The organism is Lentzea sp. NBC_00516 (genome assembly GCF_036346835.1).
GTDB lineage: Bacteria > Actinomycetota > Actinomycetes > Mycobacteriales > Pseudonocardiaceae > Lentzea > Lentzea sokolovensis.
In genome coordinates this window covers 1,057,997-1,072,288 of sequence record NZ_CP107840.1, presented here as the reverse complement: position 1 = coordinate 1,072,288, position 14,292 = coordinate 1,057,997, and the positions used below count along the sequence as shown (strand labels likewise).

The 14,292-nt window shown below is 69.1% G+C and carries 11 protein-coding genes; 7 read left to right on the top strand and 4 right to left on the bottom strand.

Translation table 11 applies throughout. The features are described from left to right. Nucleotides 1-633 precede the first annotated feature (633 nt). Both OG205_RS04640 and OG205_RS04635 read left to right on the top strand, forming a co-directional pair. Complete coding sequence (locus OG205_RS04640; protein ID WP_330274988.1) at nt 634-1,653, top strand: tyrosine-type recombinase/integrase; 1,020 nt, start codon at nt 634-636, stop codon at nt 1,651-1,653. A gap of 379 nt (nt 1,654-2,032) precedes the next feature. Further along, nucleotides 2,033-2,788, top strand: a complete 756-nt coding sequence (locus OG205_RS04635; protein ID WP_330274987.1) for a class I SAM-dependent methyltransferase — start codon at nt 2,033-2,035, stop codon at nt 2,786-2,788. Nucleotides 2,789-2,972: 184 nt separating this feature from the next. On the opposite strand, the gene OG205_RS04630 is transcribed toward OG205_RS04635, so the two are convergent. Then, nucleotides 2,973-4,226: a glycosyltransferase 87 family protein gene (locus OG205_RS04630; protein WP_330274986.1), complete on the bottom strand. Its 1,254-nt coding sequence runs from the start codon at nt 4,224-4,226 to the stop codon at nt 2,973-2,975. A 131-nt stretch (nt 4,227-4,357) separates the two neighbouring features. Here OG205_RS04630 and OG205_RS04625 point away from each other — a divergent pair, with 131 nt between their 5' ends. The 5 genes from OG205_RS04625 to OG205_RS04605 all read left to right on the top strand — a co-directional run bounded on the left by OG205_RS04625 (nt 4,358) and on the right by OG205_RS04605 (nt 10,653). Further along, complete coding sequence (locus tag OG205_RS04625; protein ID WP_330274985.1) at nt 4,358-5,017, top strand: response regulator transcription factor; 660 nt, start codon at nt 4,358-4,360, stop codon at nt 5,015-5,017. Nucleotides 5,018-5,073: 56 nt separating this feature from the next. Then, nucleotides 5,074-6,105, top strand: a complete 1,032-nt coding sequence (locus OG205_RS04620) for a sensor histidine kinase (protein ID WP_330278100.1) — start codon at nt 5,074-5,076, stop codon at nt 6,103-6,105. 197 nt (nt 6,106-6,302) lie between these two features. Next, the gene (locus tag OG205_RS04615; protein ID WP_330274984.1) at nt 6,303-7,352 is read left to right on the top strand and encodes a LacI family DNA-binding transcriptional regulator; all 1,050 of its coding nucleotides are present in this window, start codon (nt 6,303-6,305) and stop codon (nt 7,350-7,352) included. A gap of 178 nt (nt 7,353-7,530) precedes the next feature. Next, complete coding sequence (locus tag OG205_RS04610) at nt 7,531-9,792, top strand: hypothetical protein (protein ID WP_330274983.1); 2,262 nt, start codon at nt 7,531-7,533, stop codon at nt 9,790-9,792. Nucleotides 9,793-9,882: 90 nt separating this feature from the next. Continuing rightward, nucleotides 9,883-10,653: an SAM-dependent methyltransferase gene (locus OG205_RS04605; RefSeq protein WP_330274982.1), complete on the top strand. Its 771-nt coding sequence runs from the start codon at nt 9,883-9,885 to the stop codon at nt 10,651-10,653. Between the two features lie 31 nt (nt 10,654-10,684). Here the strand turns inward: OG205_RS04605 and OG205_RS04600 are convergent, their stop codons facing one another. From OG205_RS04600 to OG205_RS04590, 3 genes are read right to left on the bottom strand one after another with little or no spacing between them, the layout of a single operon-like run. Next, nucleotides 10,685-12,490, bottom strand: a complete 1,806-nt coding sequence (locus OG205_RS04600) for a glycoside hydrolase family 9 protein (RefSeq protein WP_330274981.1) — start codon at nt 12,488-12,490, stop codon at nt 10,685-10,687. Between the two features lie 31 nt (nt 12,491-12,521). Then, nucleotides 12,522-13,622 (bottom strand): sensor histidine kinase, encoded by a 1,101-nt coding sequence (locus OG205_RS04595; RefSeq protein ID WP_330274980.1) that lies wholly within the window; start codon nt 13,620-13,622, stop codon nt 12,522-12,524. After that, nucleotides 13,619-14,278 carry a response regulator transcription factor gene (locus OG205_RS04590; protein WP_330274979.1) on the bottom strand — a complete coding sequence of 220 codons (660 nt, stop codon included), beginning with the start codon at nt 14,276-14,278 and terminating at the stop codon, nt 13,619-13,621. Before OG205_RS04590 ends, OG205_RS04595 begins: the two co-directional genes overlap by 4 nt. Nucleotides 14,279-14,292: the final 14 nt, after the last annotated feature.

Below are 14,292 nucleotides of genomic sequence, written 5' to 3'. Positions count from 1 at the left end.
GTGGTCCCCATGTGGCTGCCCGACCGACCCGCGACCGGTCGTTCCCCGCGCATGCGGGGGTGGTCCGTGGGACGAGTACCTCGCGTCGGTCGGGCCCGTGTTCTCCCCGTGCGTGCGGGGATGGTCCCAACGGGCGCGTGCTGTTCACCCGCAACCCGAAGTTCTCCCCGCGCGTGCTGGGGTGGTCCCGCGTCCTTCGCAGCCTCGAAGTTGCCGGCATTGTTCTCCCCGCGCGTGCGGGGGTGGTCCAGCGCCGTACGGCTTCGGCTTGGAAGAGACGTTGTTCTCCCCGCGTGCGGGGGTGGTCCCGGCGCCCACTCGGCGACGAGGAGGTGCTGTCAGATCTCCCCGCGCGTGCAGGGGTGGTCCGCTGCTGCCCTCTTGCGTGATGGCCCCGCCGCAAGTTCTCCCCGCGCATGCGGGGCGGTCCCACGTGGAACACCGCGTACAGGTGTTTGCCCGAGTTCTCCCCGCGCGTGCGGAGGTGGTCCCACGATCAACCTCACGTTCAACAAGAGCGGCACGTTCTCCCGCGCGTGCGGGTGGTGTCGCTGGACGGCGATATGGCGAAGTTGTTCTCCCCGCCCGTGCGGGGGTGCTCCGTAGTCCCGCGGCCGGGGATCGCGGGCGTACATGTTCTCCGCGCGTGCGGGGTCCCTCGGCGGGGTCGACCCGCGCGGAGCGGCGACGTTCTCCCTGTGCGTGGGGAGTGGTCCGCTCGTGCGACTCCAGATGCCGGTCGTCGGCATGTCTTCCCTGTACACGCGGGGGTGGTCCGTCCTGCCGTTCTGGTCCGGCACCGCGCTCGGCGACATCGAGCGGATCGAGGTCAAGGGCTGGGTGAACAGGACACTGCGGTCGAAGCTCGCCGACAAGAGTGCACGGGATGTTTTCAAGCTCTTCTCCCAGATCATCGGCGAGGCGGTCGACGAGAAGCTGATCGGTTCGAACCCCTGCCGGAAGCTGCGGATCGTCTTCGCCGATTCACCAGAACGACCTCATGCCACCACGGACGAAGTGGACGCGCTCGCAGCGCGAATGCACCCCGATGACGGCTTGCTGGTGATCACAGCCGCCTACACCGGCCTACGCTGGGGCGAGCTGACCGGACTGCAGTGGATCAGGACTCACCTGGACTCGAATCCGCGCATCACCGTGGATCCTGAGTTCGGCGCGCTGCACGAAATTGGGGGACGCAAGCCCACTCTCGGGCCGCCCAAGACGCCGTCCAGCGCCCGCGACGTGCACCTGCCACCGTTCCTCGTGAACGAGTTGCTCGCGCATCGCGAACGCAATCCCGACTCGCGATTCGTGTTCCCCACGAGACGGGGCCTGCTTCAACGTCGCGCCAACTTCCGGGCGCGCGCTTGGTTGCCAGCCGTCTCTGGCAACGAAGCACTCGGCTGGGCTCCGCTGAAGGAGGGCATGGTCTTCCACGATCTCCGGCACACACAGGAGACTTGGCTCATCGAGGACGATGTGCCACGCGTGCTGCGGCTGGAGCGGTTGGGACACAGGCGCAGTTCCACAGATGACCGGTATTCGCACGTGACCGAGGCGATGATCAGCAGGATGCTCGAACAGCTCCAGCGCCGCTGGGAGGTCGACGGCGGCTGGTCCTGGATCCTGGAAGGACCCGACGAAGCCTGGTGAACACTTCTGCTTTGCGAATGTGTTCGGCACCTGTGCTCCCAAATTGCTCCCAATCAGCACTAACACCTCGACTAGAACGTCGTCGACAAGCCAGCTGACCAGCACATATGCACTGGTCCACTGATGGGCCTCAATAGGCGAACACTTCCCCGAGAGCTATCGCACCGACCCGCGCTGACCTGCAGGGCATCCAGCACGAGGTCGGGGAAGACGTTCGCCTGTATGAACGGGCCGCAGAGTCATCCGCTCGTCGGCATGTTGGGTACGTGCCTCGCGGCATGAGCGGACGGGTTGCCCCTGCGAAAACCATTGGTGAACCGACTTACTCCGCTGATGTACTGATGTGCCGGCGTGAGTGGGCCGCTGACGGAGGTAGTAGTTGACGGGTTATGACGCGCTTGCCGAGGTGTACGAGTGGCTCATCTCCGATGCGAAGCTGGCTCCGGCCGAGTTCGCTGCGTCGTTCGCTGATGTCCTCAGCCTCCTGCCGTCGAACGCCCACGTCCTCGATTGTTCGTGCGGCACCGGACAGTTGGCGGTAGGCCTCGCCGATCTTGGCATCCAGGTTGTCGCAACTGACGCCAGCGAAGCGATGGTTCGTCGGACCGCGGAGTTGTCAGAGGAGTTCGGGGCATCTGTTCGGACGGTGCGGGCAGACTGGGAAGAGTTGCCCGACCATTTCGATGACGCCACCTTCGACATGGTGTTCTGCGTTGGCAACTCGCTGCACCATGCCGTCGGCGCGAGAGGCAGGGTTGCTGCTCTGGAGTCGATGTCACGGCTTCTGCGCCGTGGCGGGCGCTTGGTGCTCACCTCCCGCACGTGGGAACTCGTGAGGGCCAAAGGTTCTCGACTGGACATCAGCGACCGACTCGTCCGCCGGAACGGTCGCGATGCCGTCGTGGTCTACCGCTGGGACATTGCGCCGAACTGGGAGGACGAGCACCACATCGAGATCGCGATCGCGCAAGTGGATGCGGCTGGGCCGGTTCTTGTCCGCTCGGAACTGCTGTCGTGCTGGCCCTACCGATACGACGAACTCGAAGTCGAGTTGCACCGGGTCGGACTTCGGATGGAAACGAGCACGTTCGACCCTGAGGCCGAGAACTACGTGGTGGTGGCGAGCAAGGTGTAGACAACGGGCTCACAGTCCCTGGCCGGACCGCGCGGCTGCTCGCAGGAGGCTTGCGCTCTCATCGGCACGAGCGCGTCTCTGCCCGGCGCTCGCGGCCACGGCGATCGACGCCATCCATGTCGCACTGGCCGGCAACCATTGGCTCCCCGTGCCGGAACCCACGCAGACGGCATCCCTGTGGTGCTCACTCGTGCCGGCCAGGGGTGGCTTGCCGCACTGCCACCCATTGCGCGGCGCGATGCGTCGCAGGCACACGACGCCTTGGTGCCAGCAGGCCGGCCGCGGCACAGCCCAGCACGGCGAAGCCCCAGTAGATGTAGCCGCCGCCGAGCAGTTGCTGCCACAACGGCCAGGTGCGTTCCACGTCGCCGGTGGCCGGGAACCACCAGTGCGCGCCCAGTACGAACAGCGTCATTCCGCTGATGGCCAGCACCAGTGGCGGACGGGCCTGCCAGCCCGCCGCGCCCAGCGCCAGCACCAGGGGAACCGCCCACACCCAGTGGTGTGACCACGAGATGGGCGAGCACAGCAGGGGGACGAGGGCGGTCAACGCCAGTGCGAGGGTGGTCTGATCTTCGGCCAACGCCTTGCGGATGCCGACCACGGCAAGGGCGACGACCACGGCGCCCATCACCGACCACAGGCCGGTGTGCAGCCACGGCGGCACGTCGAACCGCGCGAGCACGCCGGTGATGGACTGGTTCGCCGTGAACGTCGGGCCGCCGACACGCTTGGTCTGGTACAGGACGTCCGTCCAGAACCGCCACGATTCCACTGGGGCGCAAAGGAAACCGATGGTCGAGCACGCGGCGGACGACAGCACGGCGTTCAGCGCTGCCCGTCGATCGCGTTTGAGCAGGAAGAACAGGATGAACGCGGCGGGGGTGAGCTTCACCGCCGCGGCGACGCCCACGAGTGCGCCGCGGTAGCGCGACGGGGTGAGCGCGAGGCAGTCCACGACGACGAGCAGCAGCAGGACCGCGTTGATCTGCCCGGCGGCCAGGTTGCTGCGCAGCGGCTCGAACACCAGCACGAACGGGACCGCGGCGACGGCGAGCACGGCGAGGTACTGCCGCGGGGCGCCCAGCGCACGCGCGACCAGCACTGTCGACAAGGCCATGACGATCACGGTCACCACGGTGAGCAGCGTGTTGGCCACCCACAACGGTGGCATGGCCAGCGGTGCGAGCACGACCGCCGCGAACGGCGGGTAGGTGAATGGCAGGGTGAACCCGGCCAGGAGGGGGAGGTCGGCGTACAGGTCGCCGTCGTCCAGCCAGGCCTGTGCCCCGGTCCGGTACACGTCGAGGTCGAGAAGGTAGCCGTTGCCCACCGACGGGTGGAATGACAGCACGGTTGACACGAACAGTGCGAGGTCGAATGCGAGCAGGGCCGCGAATACCGCGGGATGCCGGGTACAGCGGAGAAGGAACGTCATTTTGATGGAATCCTCTTTTCGGCCGTTTTCGGCAGGGAAAGAGGTACGCGCCGGGCATTACACACCCGATAAGCCGATTTCTTATGCCGCGCTTATCCCCACGCGGGTAGACAGTGCGAACGGAGGTGGAGATGCGGGTTCTGGTCGCCGAGGACGAGCGCAAGCTGGCAGATACCGTCGCGCGCGGGCTTCGGCATCTGGGGATGTCCGTCGACGTCTGCTACGACGGCGACGCGGCGCTGGAGAAGGCGTTGGTGCATGACTACGACGTGATAGTGCTCGACCGCGATCTGCCGGAGGTGCACGGTGACGAGGTGTGCCGTCGGATCATGACCGAGCAGCGCGACAGCCGGGTTTTGATGCTGACGGCCGCCGCGTCCATCCGTGACCGGGTGGAGGGGCTGGGCATCGGCGCCGACGACTACCTCACCAAGCCGTTCGCGTTCGCCGAGCTCGTGGCGCGGATCGGCGCGCTGGGCCGCCGGGTGCGGCCGGCGCTGCCACCCGTGCTCGACCAGGCCGGCGTGCAGCTGGACACGGCGCGGCGCTTCGCCAGCAGGGACGGCTGTCCGCTCAAGCTGGCGCCGAAGGAATTCGCGGTCCTCGGCGTGCTGATGCGGGCCGAGGGCGCGGTGGTCACCACCGAGCAGCTGCTGGAGAAGGCATGGGACGAGCACGCCGACCCGTTCACGAACGCGGTCAGGGTGGCGGTGATGACGTTGCGGCGCAAGCTGGGCAGCCCACCGCTGATCCACACCGTCGCCGGCGCGGGGTACCGCTTCGGCGGCTGATCAGCGAGCCCGCGTCGCTGGCGGGCCGGGTCGCCACGCTCGTCCTCGGCAGCTTCGTGCTGGGCGTCGTGCTCTTCCACCCGGTGATCAGCCTGGGCAGGTGGATCGGCGAGCGGTTCGCAGACCTGCGGTGGTGGTGGGACGGATGGGACCGGTGGAACCAGACGCTGATGAACTGGCGCTCGTTCTGGGCGGTGCTCGGCATGGTGGGGCTCGTGCTCGCGATGCTGATCGCGCTGGTGGTACTCCATCGGCTGATCCGCACGGTCGTCAACGAGGTCGTCCTGCGCCCGCTCAAGGCGATGCAGGATGTCCTGCGCGCCACCGGGCCGCAGAACCTGAGCCAACGCGTCCCGACGGCAGGCGCACCCGACCAGTTGACGGACCTGGCCCTCGCCATCAACGCCATGCTGGACCGGGTGGCGCTGAGCTACGAGGGCCAGCGGCGGTTCGCCGCCAACGCCTCCCACGAGCTGCGCACGCCGCTCGCCGTCCAGCGGACGCTCGTGGAGGTGGCGATGGTGACGGAGGAGGACAACCCCGGCGTGGACCGGCTCGGCCGGGAACTGCTGCTGGTCAACGAAAGCAGTGAGGCGTTGATCGAGGGCCTGCTGGTGCTCGCGGAAAGCGACCGGGGCGTTTCCGGTGCGATCCCGGTACGCCTGGACGAACTCGCCGGTTCCGTGCTCGACCGCTACTCGGATCTGGCCGCGCAGCACGAGGTCTCGCTGCGCCCTGCGCTGAGGGAACGCACTGTGCCGGGCGACCCGGTGCTACTGGAGCGGATGCTCGGCAACCTGGTGCACAACGCCATCAAGTACAACCGCACCGGCGGCTGGGTCGAGGTGGCCGTGAGCTCCGACGGGGTCACCGTGCACAACACCGGCCGGGAAGTCCTCGCCCACCAGGTCGCCCCGCTGTTCGAGCCGTTCCGCAGGCTCGTCGCGGACCGGACGTCGCACCGGGAAGGCGCGGGCCTCGGCCTGTCGATCGTGCGGTCCATCACGGCCGCGCACCACGGCACGATCGATGCCCGCCCCGGCCTGGACGGTGGCTTGCGCGTCGAGATCGACCTGCCGGCGGGTTAGCGGACAGCAGGTTGATCTTCAGCACGTACGACCCTCAGCTGCCTGGCTCCGCCGTCGATGGACAACAGGTCGATGGCCGTCAGCCGGCCGCAGCGCCCGGCACTCTCACCTGACGTCACCTGCGACAACCAGGGCTTACCTTAGGATGTCACTGGTCAGCCGGATTTTAACGTTCAACTCGGTCAGGGGTGCCCGTCGTGGCGAAGTCGCCTGCCAGGCCTGCCGCTCCGCGGTCCGGTCCGGTCACGATCGCCGACGTCGCCGTGGCGGCCGGGGTGTCCAAGCAGACGGTGTCGAACGTGATGAACTACCCCGAGAAGGTCCGGCCGCAGACCCGGGACCGCGTGCTGTCCGCCGTCGCGGACCTCGGGTTCCAGCCCAACCGGGCCGCTCGGGCGTTGCGCTCCAGCTCGGCCGGCATGATCGCCTGTCGCATCGAGCCCGTCTCCTCCCACTCGCTCGCCCACCTGCACGACCGGTTTCTGCACGCGCTCGCCGAGGCCGGTCAGGCGGTGGGCAGGCACCTGATGTTGTTCGCGGTGGACGACGTGGAGAACGAGGTGGTCACCTGCGTGCGGCTGGTGCGCAGCGGGGCGGTCGAGGGTGTCGTGCTGTACAACGTGGTGCCCGACGATCCGCGGCCGTCGATGCTGCTGGACGCCGGGGTGCCGTTCGTGTGCTTCGGGCGGTTCTCCGACTCCGCCGGCGCGACCGGCTGGGTGGACGTCGACAACGCGGCGGGCATCGCCGTCGTCGTCGAGCATCTGGCCGCGGGCGGCCATCAGAGGATCGGGTTCCTCGGTTTCCCCGAGGGCCACCGGGTCGGCGACGATCGGGCCAGGGGCTGGGTGACGGCCATGGACCGGCACGGCCTGCTGGCAGGCAGCCACCGTCTCGACGTGCGGGGCGAGGACACCTGGATCAGCGGCGCGAGGATGGCTCGCGGTCTACTGGACCGAGCCGATGCGCCGACCGCCCTCGTCGCGGCCTCCGACACCCTGGCCGCGGGCGCCATGCAGGCCGTTCGTGATCTTGGACGGACTCCCGGGGAGGACGTGGCCCTGGTGGGGTACGACGACACGCCTTCGGCAGAGGTCCTCGACCTGTCGAGCGTTCGCCAGCCGATCCCCGAGATCGGGCGGCGGATCGTGGAAGCCCTGTGCCCGCCCGACGGGACGGTGCTCTCCGTCGCCACGCTGCTGGCGCCGGAGCTGATCGTGCGTGGTTCGTCCCGTCATCGGGCTTGATCGTTCGCGGCGGCCGACGCCGGCGGAGTGGTCGATCCACCGCACCCCGCCGAGCCGGAAACCAAGGCGTTGCGGGGAGTTCTCCCAGCGTTGACAGTCTGAGCGAGCCTGTGGTTGGGTTTGGTCCACGCCAATTTTAACGATCCAATTCGGTGCGCCCGGAGGGGAAGGCCCGTCAATGAAGACGTACAGCCGAAAGCGGCGCGGGTGGCCGGTCGTGGCCGTCACCGCGGCCCTGGTCCTGGCCGGCAGCTCCCCAGTGTGGCACTCCGGTGACGCGCGAGCCGCGGTGACGCAGCACGACAGCGCCTCGATCGGCTGGGAGGGCGACTACTACGGCGTGCTCACGCACAAGGACGGGAGCTTCGACGTCCACTCAGGACCGAACACCACGGTCCGGTTCGGGATCTACAACAACCCCGGACGCGTCCAGTGGTTCAACGCCGGGGGTTACCACCCCGCCCTGACGACGCAGTTCGAGCGGGACAACAGCACCGTCACCATCACCAACTTCGGTGACATGGTCACCACCGGCAACCGGGACTTCGTCGCGATCTACTCGCGGGTCCGCGTCGTCAACCACGACACGGTCGCGCACGTGCTGGACCCGGCGCCGACCGGCGGGACCCTCCCTCTCAACCGCCCGTCGACGACCGTCGGGCCGGGCCAGACCACCGACTTCGACTACGTGATCGCGGCCGACCGGTTCGGCCAGAGCTACGCGTGGCCCACGGCCGCGGAACTGACGGCGGCCGGCGGTTACGACGCCCACTACGCGCACATGACGTCCTATTGGGACGGCAAGCTCGCGCAGATCGCCCAGATCCAGGTGCCCGACCCGCAGCTGGCCAACGCCTACAAGGCCGGCTACATCACCACGAACCTCGTCAAGGACGGCAACCGCCTCAACGTCGGCGAGAACGGCTACGACGCGATCTTCAACCACGACCTCGTCGGCATGCTGGTGCAGCTGCTGGAGGCGGGAGACCTGAACAGGGCCAAGGACTACCTGCCGACGCTGATCGCCCAGGACGACCCGAACGACATCACCCGGATGTACCCGGACGGGACGTGGAAGTACAACTGGCCCTGGGCGGTGTACCTGCGCAAGACCGGCGACGCCGCCTTCGTCCGGTCCCACTTCGCCACGATCAGGCAGACCGCCCGCAGGATCGAGGCCGACGCCACCGGCCCCGGCGGCATCATGAAGGCGACCGTCGCGGTGGACCACACCGGTTACTGGACCGTCGACAACCAGTCGGCGTTGCTCGCTCTTCTCACCTACCGGTACATCGCCACCACCCTCGGCGAGACGGCCGAGGCGTCCTGGGCAGGCCGGACGTACGACACCCTCCTGCGCGCGGTCAACGCGCGGCTGAACACCACGATCTCGGCCAACGGCCTGTCCTATCTGCCCTGTGCCATGGACGTCCCCAACAGCAGTGCGAACGTCTGCGGCCAGACCAACAACGGCAACTGGGCCTCGATGTTCCTGTTCGGACGATGGGCGTGGGACGGCCAGCTGTGGGGCAGCAGCCCGGCCGGCCCGATGATCGACCTGATCGATTCCACCTACGACAACGGTTTCAGCCGCCTGTCCGGCCTGCCCAAGCACACCTTCGGCGGCTACCCCGGCGTGAGCAGCTCCTACAACGCGGGCTACGGGTCTGCCGGACTGGCCTCCTCCCGTTACCGCTCAGAGGGCATCTACGGCTACCAGTACCTCGTCCAGAACGCGCAGAGCGCTCCTTTCTCGTGGTGGGAAGGAATTCAGGCCGTGGGAACGAGCAACTGGTCCCCCGGCACCCACAGCACCGCGGGTAGCGGCTCGAGTCCTCACATGTGGGGACAGGCCAACGCCTCCAAGGTGCTGCTGGACTCGCTGCTCGCCGAGAAGCTCGACGGCACGGTGATCGTCGGCCGCGGCCTGCCGAAGCAATGGCTCCGTGACGGCGCCACCACCAGCGCCGGCAACTTCCCCATCGCGGGCGGCAGGCGCATGGGTGCGGCGATCACCGCCTCCGGGGCGGACATCAGCCTCACCCTGTCCGGCGCCACCCCCGCGGGCGGCGTGAGCTTCGAGGTGCCCGCGTTCCTCGGCAACATCTCCAGGGCGAGCGCCGGCACCGTCGACAGCGCCAAGGGGACCGTCAGGCTGCCGGCCGGCACCAACTCGGTCACCGTGACCCTCGAGCGGCCGCCGGCGTTCACCGAGAAGGGCGGCCTCGACCTGCAGGGCTACTGCACGTCCATCGGCGCTGTGAACGGGGTCGTCCTCGCGGGGACGACCGCCCACGACTGGCGCTGCGTCACGGGCACCGGCGCACAGATGGCCATGGACCTGGACGACGCCTGCCAGCGCCAGAACCCGCACGAGCAGGCCGTCTTCTCCCGGTCTACCGCCATCGCCGACCCGTACAGTTGGAAGTGTCTCGCCTAGTGGTTCCCAGGGCGTGTTCGGCGGCAGGTTGCCACCATCTCCACTGCGAATGCCTGCGACACAAGATCCAGACTCTGTTAGACAGCCCTGGTGGAACGACACGAACTCACCACCATCGCACACACCGACCACCCGATATCCGCGCCGTTGAGCGACAGCACAGTGGCGCACCTGCTCGACCGGTCCATCCGCGGGCAGGACGATCACCTGCTCGATCTGGGCTGCGGCGACGGCACCTGGTTGCTACGCGCGTTGCAGGCGCACGACGGCGTGACGGCTGTCGGAGTCGACAAATCGGGTGAGGGCTTCGACCACGTCCTGGGCGAGGCCGCCCGGCTCGGTCTGGCCGATCGGCTGGAACTGCGCCGCCAGGACGTCGCCGAGTACCGGTCGGCCAGGAAAGCGGACCTGGTGCTCAGCGTGGGGGCCGCCTACGCGTACGGCGGGCTGCTCCCCACGTTGAACGCCGCTCGGGAACACCTCGCCGAAAACGGGATGCTCCTGCTCGGCGACTGCTTCTGGGAGCGCGAACCCGACGCCGCCGTCCGCGCGGAACTGGAGGACGGTCCGCAGAAGTTCGCGGACCTCCCGACCACCGTGGCCCAGGTCGTCGCCGACGGGTGGGCACCGGTCTACGGATACGTCAGCACCATCGCGGAGTGGGACGAGTACCAATGGTGCTGGACCGGCACCCTCGCCAACTGGGCCCTCGACAATCCCGAACACCCCGGCAGCGACCTCGCTCTTGAGACGTCAGCGGCCCACCGCGCCGGCTGGCTGGGCGGCTACCGCGGAGTTCTCGGATTCGTCGTACTCCTGCTGCGACGCACACCTCCACCGGCACCGACCCAGGTGTCCTGAAGCGCAGTGGCAGTCGACTGCGATACAGGCCCTAGTGCGCGGTCAGCGCGAACGCCAGCAAGGCCGTGGAGGTGAAGTCGATCGCCACCTCGGCGCTGGCCCACGCGCCCGCGTGGTCCAGGAACCGCGCGCCGGTGCCGTCGAACTCCGCCAGGGTGTTGGACCCGTCCGAGGGACAGGCGCGCATCGTCGGGAAGGTGTTGAGCTCCTTGAACTGCTCGGCCGCGTTGGGGCCGTTGACCACGGCTCCGACCGGCGACCCTCCGGTGAGGTTCGCGATCGCGTGGGACGGGCAGTCCAGTGAGCGGGTGCCGGCTCCGATGACGAACGACCTGCCCCACGGGTTGGCGCCCAGGGCCCAGCCCCGCTGGCGCCCGGCGAAGGCCGTGAACTCCTGGTCGCCGGTGAGTTTCCGGTAGTACGCCTCGGTGAGCACGAGGCCGAACGTCTTCGGCACCGAGTCCCAGCTCCAGTAGGCGACGCCGGAACCGAACGGGTCCTTCTGGGCAAGGGTGACGGCGTCGCCCAAGTGACCGCGCAGGTCCTCCACCAGGCGGTCGCGGATCTCGCCGTCGAGGTGCGGGGCGAGGTCCGCGTGCGCCATCGCGCTCACGTCGGCGATGCCGAGCGAGCCCCGCCCGTCGCCGTCGAGGTAGGACGTGGCCCAGTCGGTGGCCTCGGCGAACCAGCCGGCCGCCCGGTCGTCTCCGAACCGTCGCGCCGCCAGCGCGAGCTCGGTCGCGCCGAACTCCATGTCGTCGCGCCATCCGGTCTCCGGGTAGTACTCGGGCGGATAGGCTGTGACGAGCGCACGGGGACTGTGGTCGGCTCGGGCGTACACGGCCGCCGCGAGATCGAGGTAGTGACGGTCACCGGTCACCTGGGCGGCCAGCGCGAACGCGGCGGCGACACGGCCGGCGAGGTTGGGGCTCACGGGCTCGCCGGGGTTGTTCGCCGGGAACACCGGGCGGTGCTTGATGTGGAAGTCGCGATCGCCGGGCTTCACGTCGAGCGCGTCGTCGTCCTCCGGCAGGCGCCACACGTCGTGGTCGGTGCGCAGTCCGTCGTTGCCGACGCCGATGCCGACCTGGGCGTGCAGGACGTCGCCCGTCCACATCTTGCCGAGCCACCTGATTCCGTGCATCGCTTCCGCGGCAAGGCGTTCGTCCGGCACACCGTCCCGTTGGGCCAGCAGCAGTTGAGCGGTGGCGTAGGACGTCGTGTGGGTGAACTTCAGGAAGTCGCCTGCGTCGAACCAGCCGCCTTCCGCGTCGATCGGGCCACCGATCTCGGTCAGCGCCTTGTCGAGCAGCTCGTAGCGCTGCATGTCGATGCGCGGCGGGGCGTACACCACGGCCTCGCGGTCCGCGAGGTGTGACGGCTTGCGCCGCAACAGGTTCGGGTCGACCTCGGTGCCGTCGCGCTGGGCGCGGAAGAACGACGTGGTGCTCGACACCAACGGCCGCAACAGTTCTTGCCGCGTGGCGACGCGAAACCAGTTCGATCGCGCACCGGCCGCTTCGACGACGTAGCGGCCGGGTGCGGTGAGCGCGGAGAGGTCGGCGACCCGTACCACGCGGTACCTGTCGTTCCACGGACGGGACGAGGCCGACAGGATCCCGCTCAGCACGGCGCGGCCCGACTGGTCGAGCACCGAGAACCTCTCGTCGGCGACGTCGCGGGACGCCATCAGGTAGGCCGGTTTGGCCTCGTCGGGGGCGAAGCCCACCTGGTCGACCCGCAGCACCGCGAACGGTTCGCTGCTCGCGTTGACCACGATGGGCACGACCGGCGCCAGCACGGCGACGGCTGCCGCCACGATCAGGATTTTGCGCATGCCTCAGGCTGCGGGGCGGATCGTGAGGAAATCATGAGGACGGCGGCGGCAGTCGCAGCACGGCTCGCACCCCGCCCTGTTCCCGCTCCCCGATCTCCACGCCGCCGCCGTGCAGCCCGGCGACCCAGCGCACGATCGCGAGGCCGATGCCGTTGCCGCCGTTGCCACTGCGGCCGAGTCCCGGCCCGTCGTCGTCGACCACCACGGCGTGCCCGGTCACCTCGACGCGCGCGCCACCGCCGTGCCGCACCGCGTTCTCCACGAGGTTGCGCACCGCCTGGCCCAGCAGGTCCGGGTCACCGCGCACGATCGTCCGCTCGCCCCGCACCGCAACGGTGTCGTCGATCTCGGCGACCACCTGCTCGACGAGCTGGTCGAGGAACAGCTCGACGTGTTCGACCTCCTGGGCACCGCCGCGGACGCGAGCTCGCGTCAGCAGCCCGTCGACCAGCCGGCCCAGCCGGTCGACGTGCCTGGTGACGTCCTCCTCCCGCGACACCAGCCGCAACGTCGCCAGCGGGGTGCGCAGCTCATGTGCCGCCTCGGCCAGGAACTGCTCCTGTTCGGCGAGTCCCCGCACGGCGGGACGCATGCTCAGGTGTGCGAGCAGGTGACCACCCACCGCGGCCACCGCCACGAGCGCCGCGCAGCCGATCCACAGCCAGCGCACGAGCAGGTCGTGCTCGGCCAGCGACTGGCGCTCGCTCGCCACGACCAGCACCACCGCGCCGATGGTGTCGCCGTTCCAGACCGGCGCGCCGACGAGGTGCGGCGCGAGCAGCGCCGTGTCCTGGTCCCGCAACACCGGCTCGAGCCCGGTGCCGGACGAGGGAGCGTTCCCGTGCTCGAACCGCGTCCGCCAGCCGGTGCCCGCACGCTCCACAATCCTGATCCCGTGAGCCTCGCGCGAGAGGTAGTCCTCGGCGAGCGGCTCCAGGTGCAGCACACCGTCGAGGAAGTAGACGGCCCTCGACAGGCCGGTGGCCTGCCGGTTCGCCTCGGCGTCCACCGCGGCCTCCCGCGACCGCAGGTCGATCGTGGCCACCAGCAGCGCGAGCACCGCCAGGCACGCGGAAGTGGTGATGGTGAACAGGACGGTGAGCCACCACCGCAACCGGCGCAGCCGGCTCACGGCCGCACCACGAAACCCGCACCGCGCACCGTGACGACCACCGGAGGATCGCCGAGCTTGCGGCGCAGCTGCGCGACCACCGCGTCGACCACGTTCGACATGGGCTCGGCCATCTCGTCCCAGCAGTGCTCGATGAGCTCGCTCCGCGACACCACCCGGCCGGCCCGCGCGAGCAACAGCTCCAGCACCGCGAACTCCTTGCCGGTCAGCGTGAGCACGACGCCGTCGCGGGTGACGCGCCTGCGCGGCAGGTCCATCTCCACACCGCCCACACCCAGCAGGGTGTTCCGCAGCGCCTCTCCCCTGCGGCACAGCGCGACGACCCGGACCTCCAGCTCCTCCACGGCGAACGGCTTGCCGAGGTAGTCGTCGGCACCGACGGTGAAGCCCGCCACCCTGTCGGTCACCGCACCGAGCGCGGTCAGCACGAGCACCGGCACGCGCACCCCGGCACGCCGCCACGCCGCGAGCAGGTCGAGTCCGTCACCGTCGGGCAGACCGCGGTCCAGGACCACGCAGTCGTAGAGGTGCACGGACTGCTTCAGGTCCGCCTCACCGAGGTCGGACGCGCGGTCGACCGCGAACCCACGTGCCCGCAAGCGCCGCGACACCTGGTCACCCAACTCGTGGTCGTCTTCGACGAGGAGCACTCGCACGGAAACGCACCCTA

What these genes read in the sequence shown, in the direction of transcription:
- OG205_RS04625 (WP_330274985.1), top strand. Translation starts at nt 4,358, where the DNA reads ATGCGGGTTCTGGTCGCCGAGGACGAGCGCAAGCTGGCAGATACCGTC.
- OG205_RS04640 (WP_330274988.1), top strand. Translation starts at nt 634, where the DNA reads ATGTTCTCCGCGCGTGCGGGGTCCCTCGGCGGGGTCGACCCGCGCGGA.
- OG205_RS04600 (WP_330274981.1), bottom strand. Translation starts at nt 12,490, where the DNA reads ATGCGCAAAATCCTGATCGTGGCGGCAGCCGTCGCCGTGCTGGCGCCG.
- OG205_RS04610 (WP_330274983.1), top strand. Translation starts at nt 7,531, where the DNA reads ATGAAGACGTACAGCCGAAAGCGGCGCGGGTGGCCGGTCGTGGCCGTC.
- OG205_RS04630 (WP_330274986.1), bottom strand. Translation starts at nt 4,226, where the DNA reads ATGACGTTCCTTCTCCGCTGTACCCGGCATCCCGCGGTATTCGCGGCC.